Raw genomic sequence first — 18,699 nt, forward strand, 5'->3', positions numbered from 1 at the left:
CACCTCGGTGACGTTCCCGCAGACGGTGCGAATCCTGGGCAGTGCGGGCGCGATCGAGATCCGCGACGACCACATGGTTACCGTTCGTCGGTCCAACGGGCAGTCCGAACAGTTCTCCTTCCCCGCACCTCCGGGCGATCCGCTCCTGCCGGGCGCGCAGGGGTTGATCGCGGAGATCACGCAGGCACTCCGCGACCGCCGTCAGACGTCACCGTCCTTCGACGACGGCGTCGCCGTGGCCGAGGTTCTGGACCAACTCCGCAGCGAGGCAGAGGCTATCCGCACACGCCCGTGAACGGCCCACACGGCTTCCCCGCAGCAGCAAGGGAGGTCACGGAAGAAGAGAACACGGGCGCCTGCGGGTGTGGAGGACAGCCGGGCCGGCAAGCCCGCCTCGGCGCCTGCTCGATCTTCAAACAGCCCGTTCGCGCGATAGCGAGCCTCGACGCGACACCGACGACCCGATCGACACCGTCGCCCGCTCCGTCGGCTATACCTCCGAGTACGCGTTCTCCTGTGCCTTCACCCGCCACCGCGGCCTCCCACCCGGCCGCTACCGCGCACGAGCACGCGAAAAGATCGCCGCCGCACCCGAGCCGGGACCGTCCCCACAGCGGCCGCCCGCGGACGTCGACAGATGAGCGCAACCGCGCCCAATTTGGCCCGGCGGCTGATGCCTCTGCAGGTCGCGGTGGGCCTGTCCGGGATGGTCGTCTGGGTCCCGGTCGAGAAACTGTTCATGACGCAGATCGACTTCACCCCACGAACCGTCGCCATCATGGCCGCCGCCCACGCCGCGGTCGTCCTGCTGCTCGAGGTGCCCTTAGGAATCCTCGCCGACCGCTGGAGCTGGAGCCGCCTCATGGTCTGCGCCAACGTCGCGCTCCTCGCGAGCACAAGGGAACCTACGCTTCACCAGACCCCGAGCTGGGAAGGTCCCTGGCGTCGTCCGCTCAGGTGCCCACGAACCGCGCCGCGGTTCCGCGTGACCATCCATTGAGACACCCTTCCCTCCCGCATCGCGGCCGGGGTGGGCAGCCCGGGCGTCGTCCCTCCCCACCCGCGCGGGGATCCTCCGCCGGGCCTGTAAGAAGAACAACGGTGTAACTCCCGCGCGGGCGGTCTCAGGACATCGGAGACTGCCGAACCTACGGTTTGTTGGTTCGGGAGCCAGCCTCGGCGGGTCGGAGGAGGCCAGCGCGACGGCCATGGCGATGCTCGCGCGACCGCCGAGGCGTCACGGCGCCCTCATGGAGGTCACTCCCGGGGAAGGCGCCAGATCGCGGCTTCGATGCCGTCGTCATCGGCGAACCTCACCGGGCGTTTTACGGCAACCAGTTCGGTCTGGTCTTCCCCCTGTTCGTGCACTACGACGCCCAACTCTGGGTCCCCGAGGTCGGCGGGCCGATCGATCCGAACTCTGAAGCCCACGACCTGATCATGTTGGTGTTCGGCGGCATGTCCAAAGGCAAACGAAACCGCATCAAGATCCGAGTCCGCAGCGCCATGGCTGCCCAGGCCAAGACCGAAGGGCGCTACCTCGGCGGCCGGCCGCCCTACGGCTACCGCATCGCCGATGCCGGACCCCATCCCAACCCGTCCAAGGCCGCCGACGGCAGGCGTCTCCACGTCCTAGAACCCGACCCGGTCACTAGCCGACCATCGCCAGGATCTTCCGCGAATACGCCGCAGGCCGCGGACTGTACGCGATCGCCGAAGGGCTTACTGCCGACGGCATTCCCAGCCTCGGCCTATGACCCGGTGCGTAACCCGCACCGAACGGGCATCGCCTGGTCCCAGGGTGCGCTACGCGCGATCCTGACCAACCCCCGCTACACCGGCCGCCAGGTCTGGAACCGCCAACGCAAGGACGAGGTCCTCCTCGACGTCGAGGACGTCGCCCTCGGCTACGAAACCCGGATGCGCTGGAACAACCCCGACGCCTGGATCTACTCCGCCGCCGTCGTCCACCAACCACTCGTCGACGACGAGACCTTCGCCCAGGTCCAAGCTCGCTACAACGCCCGCAAAGTCGACCCGAGCGGCCCCCGCGAACCCAAGCGCACCCGCCACCCCTACCAGCTCCGCGGCCTCATGCACTGCGGCCTGTGCCAGCGACGCATGCAGGGCAGCTGGAACAACGGCAAACCCCACTACCGCTGCGTCTACCCCGACCAGTACGCCCTCGCCAACCACGTCCACCACCCCCGCAGCATCTACGTCCGCGAAGAGCTCATCGTCCCCCACCTCGACCACTGGCTCGCCCAGGCATTCGTCCCATCACGGCTACCCGCGACCATCGCCGCCCTCACCGCCGCCCAGGACGACGAAGCCACGACCACTCACGACGCCGACCTCGAGCGGGCACGGCGAACCATCGCCGACTGCGACGCCAAACTGGAGCGCTACCGGCTCGCCCTCGAAGCCGGCACCGACGCCGACCTCGTCGCCCGCTGGACTGGCCAAGGTCAACACCGAACGCGCCGGCGCCCACACCCGCCTCCGCGCCACCACCGCGGGCCGTTGAGCGACGCCACACCGCTCCACTCCCCTGCGGCCGACGCCCTCAACCACAACACGCAATCTGCGCGCCGGCGATGACGTTCGTCCCCCTGGCCGACCAGGTTCGACCGCTGCACCCCAACGGATCCGGCGGCGGCGGCCAGATTACGGACCCACGACCGGAGGATTATGAGAATGATCTTCGGAAGATCTCTCTCATGTCTCTCGCTGTCGATGGATGCCGCCTCGGGCAGATTTCTGTGGCCCCGTCGAGGTTCCACTCCCAGACGGAACGGACCCTGGCCTGGCTCACCGCGCACCGCCGCCTCGTCCGCGGCACACCCCTACAGTGCCGAGTCGGCCAGGTCTCGTTGGAGGCGCGACAGCACCGTGTGGCGTAGCTGGGTTCGCCGGGCCTCCGTCAGGGGGCCGAACTGGCCACGGAAGTCCGGTGCGAGCTGCGGAAGATGGGCCTGAATCCAGGCGACCTCGGTCTCGTCGCGTTTCGCCCAGTGCCTCGCCGTGACGGACCTGGTCTCCGCGAACGCATCTGGTCGCGCGGCGCTCTGCTGGCCCAGGTAGTTCAGCTCCAGCTCCCAGACGATGGTGGTGCCATCGGCGCGACGGGCCGAGTCCAGCCGGTACCGGTGCAGGACCGCGTCGACCGCACGGTCGTCACCGACACAGATCAGGGCGTGGAGCGCGGCCTCCTTGGTCAGGGTGTCACGGCGTTGCAGCGGAGCGATCAGGTGATCAGTGCACGAAGAATCGCCCCTGAACGCAAGCGTGTAGAGCGCGGCGTTCCTGATGTGGGAGTCGGCGTCGTTGGCGTAGGCCGCGACGGCCTCCACGTCTAAGGTTCCAGTTCCGTAAGTGAGCACACCGAGACATAGGGACCGACCGTATTTTGACAGGCTTCCCAGCAGCGCGAGGACCGCACGCTCGCCCTCGTCGCCCGTCTTGACAAGCAGGTAGGCCGCCTCGACACAGATGTCGGTGTACGGAACCTTTACCAGCTGCTCCAGCAGGTCCTTTGGATAGTCTGCGCACGGGCAGCCGCCGGCAGCCTTGAGAAGCATGACGCGCCGCGTGTCCGACTGCTCCTCCTCAAGCCACCTGAACAGTTTTCGACAAGCCCAGTCTGCGCCCAAGGAGGCCCGCACACCGAGCTGGAGCACTAAGTCGTCGAACCGTTCGTTGGACAGCCTTCCCAAGCGGCACCTCTCGAAGTCGCTCTCGGTCCAGGATTCGATTCCCGGGAAATGGGCCGACAATTCAACCACCCCCTTCACACTCGGCTTTCATAGGCGACCCCGACCAGGTACTGATCTTATCCGCCTCGGCGATTTTCAATCGGCTGGCTCATCTGGTACGGGCCACCGACGTCCGCAGTCCATAACGTTGATCGCCTGACTGATCGTCCGAAGTAGTGCTCTAGCCTCCTCACGGGTGGCACCAAGACGCGCATGGAATTCAAGATCGGCGATATGAACGCCGTTACAGACCTCGTTGAGCGCGTTGTTGATCAGTACGGCGTCGGCATCCGACATTCGGACCTCGATCTCATCGGACGTGACGTTCAGGACCTCCATGCCCGCATCATCCGCCCACCACCGAACGGGAACCGCACCGCCCGATTGCAAGATCGATCCGCGTCGCCCTGGACTCCGCCGGTCCTGGCCACGGTCTTGCTCCGGTCCACAGACGTTCGCCGGCGTCTACCGGTGCGGGTCACGGGCTTGGCCGTGTCCCGGGCCGTCCACGCCCGTTGCACTACGCTTGCCGTTCGACAGCTCGCGGGCTCGCGGTCACAGACCATGCGTCAGACCCCAACCCGCGGTTGCAAGCCTCGAAATCAAGGTCGCAACAAAAGCAGTTCGACGTCGGAGAAGTCCGCGACGTCACGGGGGCCGACCGTCTCCGACTCAAGGCCGATCTCTTCCGGATCATCGTGTGCCAAGCCGCGGCGGGCCGCGTCGAGTTTGGCGTACCGACCATCGACGTATCACTCGTCCTCCGGGTCGATGAACGCGACAGGCAGGCATTCAGTCCGTAGGCGCAGTGGGCGACGCATTGACCTTGGAAGCGCTCGTGGGCGTGGGGGTTATCCGATCCACGATCGTCCGCAGGAGTCCGGGTGTGGTCACCGACGTCGCGACAGCCAATCGCTACAGCTCGCGTGGTGCGACACTCCGACGGGCGCGGGCGAGTGGCAGTCCGGCGCTCCCGCGCCGCGTGCAGGCGGCTGCGCGGCGGGCCGTCGGGTCCCGGCCGCGCGCGGCGAGTGGGGCGCGTACTGCTAACTTGCCCAGAACAGGTGGATCGAGTCGTGCCTTTGGCCGGCGCAACGGACCTGAGATCACCTGGGGTGAGCGGCCCTAACGCAAGGGTCCTGCTAGGTCGCTTCGCCCGACGGCCTCTCGTTGCCCACGACGAACGTCCTCGCTCCGAGAGCCTGGCCCTCATGGCTGAGGCAGAGCGTGATCGGGTTGCGTGGCGGGTCGTCGGGTCCTGGCCGCGCGCGTCGCGTGCGGCGCTGCACACGACCTACGGGCGCGAGATCTCCGTGGCCACGATGCCGACACCGCCCGCGGCGAGCCCGGTCGCCAGGACGTCCAGGAACGTCCGCGTGCTGGGCCGGGTTGCCCGGCAGGTCGGGGGCGCCAGTCTCTCCTGATCCGTCACCGCGCTGATCGGTTCAGGTTGCGGCCGAGGTGTGGATCGTGGCGCGGGGCCAGGAGTTGTTGACATATCCCATCGGGTTCCACAGCGACTCGGCCGATGTGGGTTGCAGGGCGCCGGTGTCGTCCCAGGCCCGTGCGACCAGTTCGGTGTCCGTCGCGGGCGCGAGGGTGAGGTCGGCATGCCAGAGCTGCCAGGTGTACGAGCCGGGTCTCGGGTCGAGCGCGGCCTGCCGCCAGTTTCGGCCGCCGTCGGCGGACAGGTCCACCCGGACCACCCGGCGATTCTCCCCGGCCAGTGCGTAGCCGCTGACCGTGGTCGGGCCGGGTGGCAGTGTGGCGTCGTCGGCGGGGCGCAGGATCGCGCTGTTGAGCGCGATCGGTCCCAGCGACGGTCCGGCATCCGGGCCGGCCCGGTCGGGGTCGGTGTCCGGGGGCAGCAGCCGGTAGGCGACCGCTTGGAAGTAGTTGTCCGATGGCTCGGCGCGCACCGTGACGCGTCGGACCCATTTGACGCTGCGCGCGCCGATGTAGCCGGGCACGATGACCCGCAGCGGCGCGCCGTGCGCGGCGGGCAGCGGTCTGCCGTTCATCGCCCAGGCCAGCAGCACCTCCGGCGCCATCGCCTTGGCGATTGGGATGGAGCCGCCGTAGCGCTGTGGGGGGTCCGCGAGCGGCGAGACGTCGACCGCCTCGAACGCCACGTGACGGGCGGCGTCCGCCGGGCCCGCTGCGGCCAGGACGTCGGCGAGCCGGACACCGGTCCACTCGGCGGTGGACGTGGCGCCGTCCCGCCAGGGGTCCTCCCCGGGGATGGCCCGCACGGCGATCATCCCGGCGCGCCGGTTGCCGGCGCACTGCAACGTCACCGCGAGCGTGCACGGCGCGAAGTCGCGGCGCAGATCGGACAACGACACGGTCAGCGGACGCTCCACCAGCCCAGTCACCCCAAGGCTCCACCGGTCGCCCTCCAGCTGCGGGATGGGCCCGTGGTTGCGGCTGTAGAACGCCTCGACCGGGGTGAGCGGGGCGTCAGCGAGCGCAGCGGGCGGCGGCTCGGCGTTGAACGGCTCCCACTCGTGCACGAGCATGTCGTCGCGCTTGTCCCACCTCATCGTCGCCCCCGTCCCGTCGGCCCCGGGTCGTTTCCTTCCCGTGAGGTCGAGGGCCGAACAGGCTTCGGCGACGTCGGGGCCGCCGGGCCGAGCGGCATCCGCAAGGTCAGCAGGTCCCGGAAGCGGGATTTCACCCGGGTCCGCCGCTGGCGGGCGGGTTCAGGACGGCCTGCGCGGCGACGAACACCGCGACGCCGAGGACAACGTAGGCGAAGGCCCTGCTGAGGCGCTGTGCCGGCAGCCCGGTCGCGACCCGGCCGGCGGCCAGCGAACCGATGACCGCGGCGGCGGTGAACGCGCCGGTGACCCGGTAGTCAAGCTCGGTGTCGCCAGCGCGGGCGACGAACCCGGCACCCGAATTGATCACGATGATGGCGAGGGAGGTGCCGACCGCGGTGGGCATGGGCAGACCGAGGAGCACGACGAGGGCCGGGATGACGACGAACCCGCCGCCGACCCCGAACAGGCCCAGCGGTCGCCGGACGACGTCGGTAGACCGCGTGGCGCTGGATCACCGTGTGACGCGACGCCGACCGGGCCTGTCTGCCGCTGCGACGTCCGCCCCGCGCCCTCGCATCGGTGAAGGGCGAGCGCTCGGCGGAGAACTCGCGGTAAGCCAGGCGAGACGTTCGGCGACGAGGGAGCCCTCTCCGTGGAGGAGTGGGTGGCCCCGGCAGGCGCAACCGATCGCCGGCCTGTCCCGGTCCGCGAGCATGTGAGGCCAAGGCATGCTGATGTCGAAACATACGGGTAGCTGGGGAGCGGCAGGCCGGCGTCGCCTGGGTCCCTGGAGGGGTCCGACACGGCATCCGGTCGTGCATGATCTCACGCCCGGCGGCGTGCCCGGGGCTCGTCGCGGGATGTGCATTGACCCGCGGGCGCGTTGCTAGGGCCCCGCATCGGACAGCGATCAGCCTGCCCAGTGGGCGGCGACGAAGCGGTTAGCGGTAATCAGGTCGTCGGTGCGCAGATTAAGACGAAGGAGTCAGCGCAGAAGGCTAGACACCCGGGACGCCCCCAACGCGGGACGCAGACCCCGGAGCGCCGTGATGAGAGCCCCGACCGAGGCGCCGATCGCGGTGACCAAGACCAGGCCGACGAAGGTCAGCCCCGGCGCTCCGGCCTCTCCAGCGTGCGCGTTCCACAGCATTAGGACGACGGCTGCCGTGGACGCCGCGGTGGCGACGGTCAGCAGCGCGGCGATGGGAAGAGCCACTAGTCCGGGCAGGCGTAGCGCGCGAGTTGGCGGCGCAGCTCGGGTCGTGGCGAGCGCTGGCCCGACGCCGGCGGCGACCAGGGTGCACACGAACCCAAACGTCCAGGCGACCAACGCGCCGACGAACAGGCCGGAGAAGTGCGGGTTCTGCGCGATCGGCGGATACGTCCGCCGCCAGGCGACGAGCCCGGCGAGACCCAGCAGATCCACCACGACCGCGAGCACCGCGATCAGCAACGGACGGACGATCGGCCATTCGCCCCGGCGGGCGGCTACCAGAAATACCCGCAGGATGGGAACCGAGGCGACGACGATCAGTGCGGCGCTCACCGCGATGGCGACCAGCGACGCGTTCAGCAGCGAACGCACGCCCGAGGGCACGTGTGCGGGTTCAGGGTCCAGCAGTGCTCGGTTGATGGCCGGCGTCACCAGGAATCCAGCGCACCAACAGACCCAGGTGGTGGCGACCGTCGCCTGCAGGCGACGGCGAACGCGTTCGGTCCCTTCGGCTGGAACGATGGCCCGCTCCAGGCGCGCGCGGCACCCCCGATCAGGTCCAGGACGGTCCGCAGGCGGATGTCGGTGTCCTCGACCAGACCGCGGATCTCCGCGCCGTACCGCTCCCGAAACGACGCGGTCGTCAAGGAGTCGACCCGGGGTCGCTTGACTCTGGCTGACCGTTAAGCAAACCTAACCCGCGCGGATGTAGGTTAAGCTTGCCTAACTAGGAGTTCGGCGTGAGTCTGTCGAAGACGCTGCTGCTGGGGTTCATCGCGGGTGTGACGATCCTGCTCGGGTTGCCGGTGGGGCGGCTGCGCCGACCGGCGCCCGGTCTGCGGGCCACGCTGAACGCGCTCGCGATCGGGATCCTGCTGTTCCTGGTGTGGGACGTGCTGACGCACGCCTGGGAGCCGATCGACACCGCACTGGGCAAGGTGCACGATCACTCGGGCGGTCTGGCGCCCGTGTTCGGCTACGGTGCGCTGTTCGCGGTGGGACTCACGGTGGGCCTGGGATCGCTGGTGGCCTATGAGCAGTGGATGGGACGTGTCGGCCGCGACAAGGACGCGCCGAGACGGTTCGGCCCGGGCGCGGCGGCCGCGGCCGAGTTGGACGCCCGGCCGGGGCGGCTGTCTGCCTGGTCGCCCGAGCGGCGGCTGGCGCTGATGATCGCGGTCGGGATCGGGCTGCACAACTTCGCCGAGGGCCTGGCGATCGGGCAGTCGGCGGCCCGCGGCGAGCTGGCCCTCGCGACCCTGCTGGTGGTCGGCTTCGGGCTGCACAACGCGACCGAGGGCTTCGGTATCGTCGCCCCGCTGGCTAGCGACGGTGAGGCTGAGCAGACCCGGCCTACGGTGGCGTTCCTCCTGCTGCTCGGCCTGATCGGTGGCGGCCCGACCTTCGTCGGTACGGCGGTCGGGCACGGCTTCACCAGTGAACCGGTCAGCGTCGTGTTCCTCACCCTGGCCGCCGGGTCGATCCTCTACGTGGTGATCCAGCTGTTGGGCGTGGCGGCCAAGGCACGCCGACCCGGCCTACTCGCCACCGGGCTGCTACTCGGCCTGCTCGCCGGGTTCGCGACCGACGCCATCGTGACAGCCGCCGGCGCCTGAACCTCGCCGCGATGACCACCGGAGGGATCGTCGCAGCGGTCTCGGCGGCACGGCGGGCGTCACGGGTGCGCGACTTCACCGTGCCCGGCGGGACGCCCAGGGCCTGCGCGGCCTGGCCGACCGAGCTGCCCCGGAAGTAGCATTCCCGCAGCACGTCCTGGTGCTCCTTGGACAGCCGGCGCAGCGCGACCGCCACCAGTTGGCGATCGACTACGTGCTCCGCCGGGTCGCCGACGGGCTGCTCGGGGATGTGGTCGGTCACCGTCTCCGGCCGGCTGCGGGCAGCGCGCCACTCGTCGATGGCGATGCGCCTGGCCACCGTGAACAGCCACGGCCGCGGCGAACCACCGGCCGGATCGAGCACCCGCGGGTTACGCCAGGCTCGCAGCAGGGTCTCCTGCACGATGTCCTGGGCCCGCACCCGGTCGCCGCCGGTCAGCCCCACGACATAGGTCCACAGTGCGCCAGCGTGCTGGTCGTGCAACGCGCGCAGCAGGTTGTCGTCGCTCACGTTCTCCGAGGAGCCCGACCGGCCGCCACCCTGCGGGAGCGCCCGACTCACCGGTCAGCCTTCATTCCGAAGCACTATGACGCCCATTCCCAGTAACACGTAATTCCGGGCCGATAGGTTCAACGGTTGGGGCGGCTGGCGCTGTGGTCTCGGCTTGGTCAGGTCCCGCGCAGCGCGGTCACGCCGGTGCTGGTGGGGATCAGCAGGGTGCCGGCGGCGTAGCTGGGCCCGTCGAAGATCGGTATCTGCGCGTCGAGCCGCACCGACCGCAGGAGGCGGCCTGTGCTGGTCTCATAGCCATACAACGTGCCGTTGCTGTGGTCGATGACCCAGACCTGCGGCCCCACGACGATCGGTGGCCCGTCACCGTGCGGGAGCTTCGACAGCAGTTGGTGGCTGGCGACGTCGATCATCTGTACGCCGTCGCCGCGGCACGGAACGAACAGCCGTCGGGTACGTGGGTCGTAGGCCGGTCCGCCATTGGGGTTGCTGCCGCACACGCCACGTACGGCGGCCAGTTTCGCCAGCGAACCGGCGCGTAGGAAGAAGGCGACCTGGGTCTTGCCGACGGTGAAGATCTCGCCACCTGGCAGTACGACGGGGTTGCCGGTGGAGAGATCCAGGTCCTGGTTGGCCTCGGGGTCCTTGAAGCTGGCGAGCGGTCGTAGCGCCGGGCTGAGTGCGACGGCGCTTTCCGCGAATTTCAAGGGGTCAGGGCCGTTCTCGGCCGGGAATGGGTTGGCGTTGCCGGTCGTGACGTAAAGCGTGTGGTCGGTGTCGACCGCGGGCGCGCCGCCGCCCTGCCAGATCGCGCCGCCTTCGCCGTCGGAGGCCACCTCGAAGGCCTGCTTGCCGGTGCCGGTCTCGGTGACTGACACGAGCCAGCCGTGGTAATGCCCGCAGTCGCCGTTGTTGCCGCCGAAGGGGATGTAGACCCGGCCGTCCACCAGCGCCAGCGAGGCGCGCTGCAACAGGTTCTTGGTTGGTTCATTGGCGGGCAGCGGGGGGTCGACGTCGGCGCTCATCCGGATTGCTCCGGTGCTCAGCGAGAGGCCGAACAGTTCGTGGTGTACGGCTCCGTTGTCGACGATCTCCGCGACGACGAAGACGGTGCCGGTCGCCGGGTCGATCACGGGCGTGCTGGTAACGCCGAGCGGGTCGATGCTGCCGCAGCCGGCGACCTGCACGACGTTCGTCAGTGGACGGCCCAGTGACGTCGACCAGAGCTGGGTACCGTCGGCCGGACGCAGCGCCACGACCCGGTTGGTCTCGGTCGCGGCGATGATCGCGGAATCGGTCGCGAGCACCTGGCCGTGGACCTCGCCGCCGAGGGGGGCGGTCCAGACCTTATGCGGCTCGTCGAGCCCGGCGGCGTCGCTCACCGCGCCGTAACGCCGCTGATCGCCTCCCGGCGCCTGGTAGCCAAGCCAACCCGCCACCGATCCCGTCGGCGCCGAAGCGCCGGACACCACGCTGGTCGCGGACGGCGGCGCAGCCGCACCGGTCGAGGATGAAGGCGTCGCCGAGCCTGCGCACCCGGCCAGCAGAAGCGCTGCCCCGGCCACCGGCGGCACGGACCGCCAACCCGGATGGTTCGACACCCAGCCCACGCATGCCCGCAGCATGGTGGCCACACTAATCGGGAATGGCATGAAATATGCCAATGCGCGGATGCCTTGTGGGGTGCATCTGGACGGTCCGGGGGCCTGAGCTGGGCAACCCGTCGTGAGAACTCTTAAAACGCCCATCCGGCCCGACCTCGGCTACGTTTTGGAGTCACATCACTGCGGTAGGCCACCCTGCGGGTGAGAGCATGTCCGGAGTTCGTCGCGCTATGCGGCGCCAGGCCGCGAGCGGTCCTGAGCCGCGCGCGTTTCGGCTAGTGTCTCGTGATCCTGTTTTCTTTACATCCCTGGGCCAGAGGATAGAATGATCTTGTGGAGTTGGGGGATGGGGCGAGGGCCCCGATGAGGTTCGTTGTTGATCTTCTGGTCACCGGGATCCCTTCACCGCCCTCTGGCAGATCGGGCCCCACACCGCACTTGTCGATCACGTCATCGCCTCGGGCGGGTGGGCTTTCGCCGATACCGACGCCGCCATGACCAACTCGTCGGGGCCACGAGCCTGACTCCGCGAGGAACCTCGCAAGCCGCGAGGCGGGCCGCACGGTCAGCGGGCCTGTTTGAAGATCACGAAACGCTCTCGTACGGAGTCGGGCAGCGTGGTTCCGGCGGCTTGCGGTGAGGCGTGCGCCCGAGATGCGGGGGCGCATCAGGTGGGCGTCGGTGAGTCCGCGCCCGCCAGGTCGAGGTCAGCCGCCCGCAGGCCGGTCAGGGTGGCGTGGCACAGGTCGGCGTGAACATCCTCGCCCACCCTGGCTGCGCCGAACCCTTGACATACCGTCCGGTTGGTTTATTCTGGTCTCATGGCTGGTGAGACCGCGGCGATGGTGCCGGCGACCGCGAAGGGGGAGGCGACCCGCGCCTTCCTGCTCAAGACCGCGGGACGAGTGTTCGCGGAGCGTGGCTACGCGGGCACGACGATGGCGGATCTGATCGAGGCGTCGGGCCTGACCAAGGGTGCCTTCTACTTCTACTTCCGTTCCAAGGCGGACCTCGCGCTCGCCGTGCTGACGGACCAGAAGACCCGCTGGCTGGACCGGATCACCACTCGACTGGCGGCCGAGCCCCGCGCCGTCGACCAGCTGGGCGCCCTGTTGCCGGCGATGCTCGATCTGATTGCCAACGAGTCCGGGGCATGGAGCGTCACCAGGCTGACCAGGGAGCTGGCCACCGAACCCACGCTGACCAACATCGTCGGTGAGCCGATGGCGGAATGGGTGGGGATGGTCGCGGACATAGTGCGCCGGGGCCAGGACGACGGTGACCTGCGGGCCGACCTGGACCCTGACGACGTCGCCGTCGTGCTGGTCGCGGCGTTCGACGGCCTGAAGTCGATGTCCGACATCCTCGACGGCCCCCGGGCCGCCTCGAGGTTCCCCCATCGCGCAAACACCCTGAACAGACTCGTCGAAATGGCTCTACACGAACCGGGCCTGGGCAGCCCCCGGGAACGCCCAGGAAGCACTGACAGCTAGGACCCGGACCGGCCTGCTGGCGCTCACTCACGGGTGGGCCGATGCGCTCGCGCTCGATCAAGCATGCATGGCGTCAAAACAAACCGACCAGATGGTATGGAGACAGATCATGGACCTTCGCGGACAGACTGCCCTGGTGACCGGCGCGTCGGGCGGCATCGGCCTGGCCTTCGCCCACGAGTTCGCCGCCCGAGGTGCCGACGTCGTGCTGGTCGCCCGCAGCGAGGACAAGCTACGGGCGAACGCGGTGGAGATCACGCGCCGCCACGCGGTGCACGCCGAGCTGATCGCCGTCGACCTCGAGCAATCCGACGCGGTCGACGAGATCTCCCACCGGCTGGACGCTGCCAACCGGCCCGTCGACATCCTCGTCAACAACGCCGGATTCGCCACCCATGGAGACGTCGCGACGGCCGACCCGGCCCGGCTGAGGGCGCAGATACGACTGAACACCCTCGCCGTCGTGGACCTGACAACACGATTCCTGCCCGCGATGACCGCACGCCACCAGGGCATCATCATCAACGTCGCAAGCACCGCCGCCTACCAGCCCGTGGCCCACATGGCCGTCTACGGCGCGACCAAGGCCTTCGTCCTTTCCTTCACCGAAGCCCTGTGGGCCGAGGCGAAGCCAGCCGGCGTCCGCGTCCTGGCAGTGTCCCCCGGCGCCACCGACACCTCGTTCTTCGACGTGGTCGGCGCCGAGGAGGCATCGGTCGGCCGCCGCCGCACGCCGCAGCAGGTTGTAGCCACGGCGCTGCGCGGCCTCGAGAAAGGCCGGCCATCGGTCGTCGACGGTCCCACCAACAAGATCATCGCGGGACTGCCCAGGGCGATGCCCCGGTCCGCCATTATCCAGATCGCCGAACGGTCGGTCCGCCCAAACAACTTGTAGGACACACGCACCGCTTGACGAATCCCATCGGGACATCTCCCAATGGTCCCTATTTTGCCGCAACCTGCCCCCGGCTGGTCAGCGCGGGCCGGGACGAAGCACCGTTCGTGATCCACACTGTCGACCCCGACGGCGTCGAAACGCGCCACACAGTCCGCGCGGTGATCGACGCGTCGGGCACCTGGCGCCAGCCCAACCCGGCCGGCGCGGACGGTCTGCCCGCGTTCGGCGAGCGAGAGGCCGCCGACGCGGGTGTGCTGTCCTATCTGCCCCCAACTCCCGTGCAGGTCGCGGCCCTGGCCGGCGGGCACGTGGTGGTGGTCGGCAGTGGCCACTCGGCGATGTCCGCGATCATCGACCTCGCCGCGGTCGTCCGCACGGTGCCGGGCACGCGGATCAGCTGGGTACTGCGGCGCGGCGCCGTCGGCGACGCGTTCGGCGGCGGTGCGGCCGACGCCCTGCCAGCCCGCGGCGCTCTGGGAATCCGCTCCCGCCAAGCGGTCGACGACGGGCTGGTGGACCTGGTCACCGGGTTCCGCGTGGAGCGGATGGATCTGCGGGACGGGCAGGTCGTGCTGGTCTCCCAGGATTGCCGCAAGCTGCCGCCGGCGGATCAGGTGGTGGCGGTGACCGGGTTCCGGCCGGACCTGTCGTTCCTGTCCGAGATGCGCCTGGACCTCGACCCGATCCTGCAAGCCCCGGTCCGGCTCGCACCGGAGATTGATCCCAATTTGCACTCGTGTGGCACCGTCATGCCGCACGGCGCCCGGGAACTCGCCCACCCCGAGGTCGGGCTGTATCTGGTCGGGATGAAGTCCTACGGCCGGGCGCCGACGTTCCTCGCGATGACCGGCTACGAACAGGTCCGCAGTGTGGTCGCCGCACTCGACGGCGACCACGAGGCCGCAGCCCGCGTCGAGCTGATGCTGCCGAACACCGGCGTCTGCTCCGGTGGCGGTCTGGCGGACGACCCGGCAGGAACCGAGGGTGGCGGGGGTTGCTGCGCGCCGCCGGTCGAGTTGCTCTCGATCGGCTGCGCTCCGGCGTCGGCGTAGGTGCTCTGGTGGTCGACATCTCCACCGGAGCGGGGCCCGCGGCCGGTCCCCGGCGGGCCCTGACAGCACTGTGCGTAACCACGATCGTCAGCTACGGAGTGCTCTACTACGCGTTCCCCGTCCTCGCCGAAGGGATCGCCGCGGACACCGGCTGGTCGCGCACGGCCGTGACCGCGGCGTTCTCGGCGGGGAACCTGCTGGGCGCGGTGGCTGGCGTGCCGGTCGGGCGCGTTCTGGGCCGGCGCGGCCCGCGGCCGGTGATGACCGCGGGCTCGGTCCTGGCTGTCGCCGCGCTGGCAGGGGTGGCCGAGGCGCCGTCGTATGGCTGGTTCCTCGCCGCGTGGCTGGTCGCGGGCGTGGCGATGGCCGGCGTGTTCTACCCACCAGCCTTCGCCGCGCTCACCAGCTGGTACGGACCCCATCGGGTCCGCGCCCTGACCACCCTCACGCTCGCGGCGGGCTTCGCGAGCACGATCTCACGGCGTCGCCTCCGTCAGAGGTCGTCTTCGGCGCGATCGTCGCCGCCTGACTGTCGGTCAGTTTCCTCGTCCGGTGCTTCGAGACCCGCACCCTCACCCCAGTCGCGATCGAGCGGCCCGCACCCTCCGGCTCGTCCGCGGATAGCGGAGACGGCCGCAGGTAGGAAACGTTCCCTCCCGGGCCGCTGGAGGGAACGGTCGCCTGGCGCACGGCGGTGATCGGTTCGGCCCAGTGTTCCGGGGCCTCCAGCCCCTGCGCTCCCGCGTTCGAGGGAGCACTGTGGAGGTAGCCGGAAGCGCGGGGGCGCTGCCAGGTTGAGGTCGTCCATCCGCTCTGTCCGGGAGGTGACGGCGATGATGTACTGGTACGACGACCATGGGATGCACGGCTGGGGCTGGTTCGCCATGTCGGTGGGCATGTTGCTGTTCTGGGTCGTGGTCATCGTCGGGGCTGTACTGCTGGTACGAGCGCTGATCCACCCCGGTGGGCGAGGTCGTACTCCGACGCAGCCACCCGCCGGTCCGCCTGCGGGCGGCGGCCCGGCTGGTCCGTCGCCCGAGCAGGTCCTCGCTGACCGGTTCGCCCGCGGCGAGATCGACGAACGGGAATACCACGCCCGCCTGGCGACGCTGCGCGAGACGGCCGATCGCCTCGTCAAACACTGACCGCCCTGCCGAGTGCCCCGTCAGGATGATCACGTCTTTGGCTACCATGCGGCGTAGCGGGAGATACCCAAGGAAGTTCGTGGCCGGGCGGGTCGGCGTCCCGATTCGTCGGTGTCTGGGCACTTTTGGCCGGGCTTCCCGTCATGCACGTGCTGCCACGTGGCGCCGGCTGAATCAGGCCGGCACTCCGGTTCTTACGGCGGTGCCCTGGACCAGGTCGCAGCCCAGGGTGCGGACCGCGGCGAGCTCCTGTGGAGTGTCGACGGACCGGACCGCGACTCGCAGATTCAGAACGTGCGCGAACTGAACGATGCCGGTCAGGGTGGCCAGCGGTATGCCGCCCTTGTCGATGCCGCGGACATAGCTCGCTCCCAGCCGCACGACGCCGATCTTCGCTGGGATGATGTCTTCCATCGTCGCGCGCAATGGTCCGATGTCGGTGAAGTCCATGCCGACGCCGACCCCTGCCCGGTCGAATTCGGCGGCGATGGCGTCGGCCGTGGCACGGTCGCGCTGCACCATCTCGTCGGGTAGGAGGACGGTCAGCTCGGGCGTGTCCGTGGCATGTGCGGCGCCAACCTGGCGGGCGATCGCGCCTCGCAACTCGGGGTCGGTCGCGCCGCGTTCGGAGATCCGCAGCCACAGTGGTCTTCGCCGCAGTTGCACATGCGCCGCGGCAATGGAGGCGGTGGCGTGTTCGACAAGCCAGCGGTCGAGCTCGCCGGTGAGCCCCGCCTCCCGAGCGATGCGCTCGATCTCGTCGGGGCCGAGCCGGCCTCGGCGAGGGTGCTGCCAGTAAGGAACGGCCTCTACGCCCACGACTTCACCGCCGTGGGCCGCGATCGGCTCGACACAGACGCCGAGGCCGCCATCGCTCAGTGCGTCGCGGAGCTCGGTCGTGTCGCGCAGCTTCGCGTCCAGCCCGGCGCGGATGTGCTCGTCGTAGGCGACGCACCGCCCCGGCCCGCTCTGCTTGGCGTCGTACATCGCCATGTCGGCGGCGTTGAGGAGCTCCTCCGCGTCAGCTAGCCCGGGGCCTGAGAGCGCGAGCCCGATACTGCCTCCGAGTCGGACCGTCCGGCCAAGCGCCGCGGGTTCGGCCAGTGCGGTCAGCACACGTCCAGCGATCGCGCGTAGGTCCGCCCAGCTGATGGCGTCGCACATCACGGCGAACTCGTCACCTGCGAGCCTGCCGACGACATCATCGGGCCGGACCGCCCGCTGGAGACGATCGGCGACTATGCGGAGCAGGTCGTCTCCTGCCTGGTGCCCGAGGGTGTCGTTGACCGCTTTGAACCCGTCAAGGTCGAGGAACAGCACGCCGATGGTGCGCCTGTCCGCGCGGGCACGCCGCAGGCCGCGTTCCAGCCGGTCGAGGAGCGCGGTCCGGTTGGCCAGGCCGGTGAGCGGGTCGTGCCAGGCGCGGTAGCGAGCATCGCCCTCGGTCCGGATCCGCATGACGGCCGTGCCGACGATGGCCGCGACCGCCCGGACGAATTCGAGGCTGTCCGGGCCGAAACCACGGCCGTCGCGGCGAACCATGATTTCGGCGACCGGGTCGTCGGCCCGGCCGACCAGTATCCGCATGACCTCCGACGTCCCCTCGACCGGAGGCTCGTTCCCTCCGCCGGACGCACGCGCCCCCGAGGTGCCCGCTGTGCCCGTGGCCGCCGCTGGTGACTCGTCCGCGGCCCGGTACGGCTGGATGGTGACCTCGTCGGCAGGGAGGTGGGCAGCCAGGATGCGTGTGGCGTGCTCATACACGCTCCCCGCGTCGGTGATCTCCAACGCATGCTGGGCGAGATCGACGAGCGCGGTCTGGCGGGCCGCGCGAACCCGCAGGTCCGTGACCTCCAAGGCGACCCCGCCGACGGCGGGTCCCGGTCCGGAGGCCGCGGCTCCGGGTACTGGCACCAGGTGGAGGTCATACCAGCGGCGGCGCGCCTCGATCACGGTGTGTGCCCGCTCGCCCGCGATGGCCCGGTGCACCAGCGTCAGCAGTTCCGGACACTCGGCGAGGACGTCGTAGACGCTTGACGCGAGAGCTCGCCGCAAGGCCGCGGCGGGCGGCTGGGAGGGCTCGCCGCCGCACACCAGGACGCGTCCGGCGCGGTCGAGCAGGAAGATCGTCGCGGGCGTGTGGTCAAGCACCAGCCGAAGCTGAAGTTCCGTCGAGACAAGTTCCGTGATGTCCATGAGCTGGACGAGATAGCAGGATTCGCCGTCCCACGGCACGATCGTCCCCGCCGCCAGGGTGTGGACCACAGTGCCGTCCGGGCGCGCGAAGCGGACGACCCAGCAGGTGCCCTCCATTTCACCGGGCCGGGTCTCGTCCTCCACCGTGACCAGTTCGTCGAGCTGCCTCGGGTCGACAAGCTCCCGCCAGTCCCGGCCAACGATGTCCGACTCGTCTCGGCCGAGGAGCTCACAGGTGGACTTGTTGACTCGCCGCACCCGTCCGTCCTCGACACCGGTCGTGATCAAGCCGAGGCGCATGACTTCGAAGAGAACCGCGTTCTCGCCGGTAGCACCGTCTGCGGTCACAGATACCGCCCTCCCCTCGTGAGCCGGCGGCGCGGTCGTCCCTGCCCGCAGTCCAGGGCATCTGACGCGTCTGTGTACCCGCGGGCTCGGCCGTGAATCGGCAACCTGCGGTCAACCCCGCTAGCGGTGTCGCGTGCGAGGCGCGATCGCGCGGGCGAAGTCCGGCCGGAGGTTACGCCGAACAACATCGGCATCTGTTCGATAGGGCTGTCGGTCCCGCGGGCCGGTTGGAAAGGCGCCGCGGTTTACCCGAGGTGATGCGGGCAGGAGGCGGTTTGACGTTCTCGGCACGCGTCATCGCCCGGCCCCTCGGTCGTCACGTCGC

Annotated in this window: 16 protein-coding genes and 4 pseudogenes; 11 read left to right on the plus strand and 9 right to left on the minus strand. The window is 69.6% G+C overall.

Annotated features, from left to right (window positions below; all coding sequences use genetic code 11):
- A pseudogene (locus I6A60_RS16240) lies at positions 1-295 on the plus strand (gfo/Idh/MocA family oxidoreductase); the annotation flags it as partial.
- Between the two features lie 342 nt (positions 296-637).
- Entirely contained in the window at positions 638-1,000 is a 363-nt protein-coding gene (locus I6A60_RS16245) for a hypothetical protein (protein WP_203014935.1), read from the plus strand.
- A gap of 257 nt (positions 1,001-1,257) precedes the next feature.
- Here I6A60_RS16245 and I6A60_RS41695 read toward each other — a convergent pair whose 3' ends face one another.
- Entirely contained in the window at positions 1,258-1,629 is a 372-nt protein-coding gene (locus I6A60_RS41695; RefSeq protein WP_238435563.1) for a hypothetical protein, read from the minus strand.
- A 41-nt stretch (positions 1,630-1,670) separates the two neighbouring features.
- Between I6A60_RS41695 and I6A60_RS42810 the strand changes: the two genes are divergently transcribed.
- Entirely contained in the window at positions 1,671-1,757 is an 87-nt protein-coding gene (locus tag I6A60_RS42810; protein WP_307873717.1) for a hypothetical protein, read from the plus strand.
- 4 nt (positions 1,758-1,761) lie between these two features.
- The gene (locus I6A60_RS41700; protein WP_307873709.1) at positions 1,762-2,601 is read left to right on the plus strand and encodes a recombinase family protein; all 840 of its coding nucleotides are present in this window, start codon (positions 1,762-1,764) and stop codon (positions 2,599-2,601) included.
- A gap of 245 nt (positions 2,602-2,846) precedes the next feature.
- On the opposite strand, the gene I6A60_RS16255 is transcribed toward I6A60_RS41700, so the two are convergent.
- On the minus strand, positions 2,847-3,794 hold the full coding sequence (locus I6A60_RS16255) for a HEAT repeat domain-containing protein (protein ID WP_203014937.1): 948 nt from the start codon (positions 3,792-3,794) through the stop codon (positions 2,847-2,849).
- 57 nt (positions 3,795-3,851) lie between these two features.
- Positions 3,852-4,094, minus strand: a complete 243-nt coding sequence (locus tag I6A60_RS16260; protein WP_203014940.1) for a hypothetical protein — start codon at positions 4,092-4,094, stop codon at positions 3,852-3,854.
- An 872-nt stretch (positions 4,095-4,966) separates the two neighbouring features.
- Between I6A60_RS16260 and I6A60_RS16265 the strand changes: the two genes are divergently transcribed.
- Positions 4,967-5,179 (plus strand): hypothetical protein, encoded by a 213-nt coding sequence (locus I6A60_RS16265; RefSeq protein WP_203014943.1) that lies wholly within the window; start codon positions 4,967-4,969, stop codon positions 5,177-5,179.
- Between the two features lie 21 nt (positions 5,180-5,200).
- Here I6A60_RS16265 and I6A60_RS16270 read toward each other — a convergent pair whose 3' ends face one another.
- From I6A60_RS16270 to I6A60_RS16280, 3 genes are all read right to left on the minus strand, one after another.
- Positions 5,201-6,298, minus strand: a complete 1,098-nt coding sequence (locus I6A60_RS16270; protein WP_238435564.1) for a sulfite oxidase — start codon at positions 6,296-6,298, stop codon at positions 5,201-5,203.
- Positions 6,299-6,428: 130 nt separating this feature from the next.
- Positions 6,429-6,770 (minus strand): sulfite exporter TauE/SafE family protein, encoded by a 342-nt coding sequence (locus tag I6A60_RS16275; protein ID WP_203015080.1) that lies wholly within the window; start codon positions 6,768-6,770, stop codon positions 6,429-6,431.
- Between the two features lie 513 nt (positions 6,771-7,283).
- Entirely contained in the window at positions 7,284-7,943 is a 660-nt protein-coding gene (locus I6A60_RS16280) for a hypothetical protein (protein WP_238435565.1), read from the minus strand.
- A gap of 308 nt (positions 7,944-8,251) precedes the next feature.
- On the opposite strand from I6A60_RS16280, the gene I6A60_RS16285 reads away from it, so the two are divergent.
- Entirely contained in the window at positions 8,252-9,127 is an 876-nt protein-coding gene (locus I6A60_RS16285; RefSeq protein WP_203014944.1) for a ZIP family metal transporter, read from the plus strand.
- Between the two features lie 46 nt (positions 9,128-9,173).
- On the opposite strand, the pseudogene I6A60_RS16290 reads toward I6A60_RS16285, so the two are convergent.
- Both I6A60_RS16290 and I6A60_RS16295 read right to left on the minus strand, forming a co-directional pair.
- Positions 9,174-9,620 (minus strand): annotated as a pseudogene (locus I6A60_RS16290) (sigma-70 family RNA polymerase sigma factor); the annotation flags it as partial.
- 176 nt (positions 9,621-9,796) lie between these two features.
- Complete coding sequence (locus tag I6A60_RS16295) at positions 9,797-11,077, minus strand: PQQ-binding-like beta-propeller repeat protein (protein WP_203014946.1); 1,281 nt, start codon at positions 11,075-11,077, stop codon at positions 9,797-9,799.
- A gap of 986 nt (positions 11,078-12,063) precedes the next feature.
- On the opposite strand from I6A60_RS16295, the gene I6A60_RS16300 reads away from it, so the two are divergent.
- The 5 genes and pseudogenes from I6A60_RS16300 (at position 12,064) to I6A60_RS16320 (ending at position 15,830) form a co-directional block, all read left to right on the plus strand.
- On the plus strand, positions 12,064-12,735 hold the full coding sequence (locus I6A60_RS16300; RefSeq protein WP_238435567.1) for a TetR/AcrR family transcriptional regulator: 672 nt from the start codon (positions 12,064-12,066) through the stop codon (positions 12,733-12,735).
- 109 nt (positions 12,736-12,844) lie between these two features.
- Entirely contained in the window at positions 12,845-13,630 is a 786-nt protein-coding gene (locus I6A60_RS16305; protein ID WP_203014948.1) for an SDR family oxidoreductase, read from the plus strand.
- 71 nt (positions 13,631-13,701) lie between these two features.
- Positions 13,702-14,685, plus strand: a pseudogene (locus tag I6A60_RS16310) (flavoprotein); the annotation flags it as partial.
- Between the two features lie 8 nt (positions 14,686-14,693).
- A pseudogene (locus I6A60_RS41705) lies at positions 14,694-15,161 on the plus strand (MFS transporter); the annotation flags it as partial.
- Positions 15,162-15,518: 357 nt separating this feature from the next.
- Positions 15,519-15,830 (plus strand): SHOCT domain-containing protein, encoded by a 312-nt coding sequence (locus I6A60_RS16320; protein WP_203014952.1) that lies wholly within the window; start codon positions 15,519-15,521, stop codon positions 15,828-15,830.
- Positions 15,831-16,004: 174 nt separating this feature from the next.
- Here the strand turns inward: I6A60_RS16320 and I6A60_RS16325 are convergent, their stop codons facing one another.
- Positions 16,005-18,374, minus strand: a complete 2,370-nt coding sequence (locus I6A60_RS16325; RefSeq protein ID WP_203042514.1) for a diguanylate cyclase domain-containing protein — start codon at positions 18,372-18,374, stop codon at positions 16,005-16,007.
- Positions 18,375-18,699: the final 325 nt, after the last annotated feature.

It is taken from the genome of Frankia sp. AgB1.9 (genome assembly GCF_016786355.1).
Classification (GTDB): Bacteria; Actinomycetota; Actinomycetes; order Frankiales; family Frankiaceae; genus Pseudofrankia.

Coding starts and splice junctions, on each gene's coding strand:
- I6A60_RS16270 (WP_238435564.1), bottom strand. CDS start 6,298: ATGAGGTGGGACAAGCGCGACGACATGCTCGTGCACGAGTGGGAGCCG.
- I6A60_RS16260 (WP_203014940.1), bottom strand. CDS start 4,094: ATGGAGGTCCTGAACGTCACGTCCGATGAGATCGAGGTCCGAATGTCG.
- I6A60_RS16265 (WP_203014943.1), top strand. CDS start 4,967: ATGGCTGAGGCAGAGCGTGATCGGGTTGCGTGGCGGGTCGTCGGGTCC.
- I6A60_RS16245 (WP_203014935.1), top strand. CDS start 638: ATGAGCGCAACCGCGCCCAATTTGGCCCGGCGGCTGATGCCTCTGCAG.
- I6A60_RS16305 (WP_203014948.1), top strand. CDS start 12,845: ATGGACCTTCGCGGACAGACTGCCCTGGTGACCGGCGCGTCGGGCGGC.
- I6A60_RS16320 (WP_203014952.1), top strand. CDS start 15,519: ATGATGTACTGGTACGACGACCATGGGATGCACGGCTGGGGCTGGTTC.
- I6A60_RS16300 (WP_238435567.1), top strand. CDS start 12,064: ATGGCTGGTGAGACCGCGGCGATGGTGCCGGCGACCGCGAAGGGGGAG.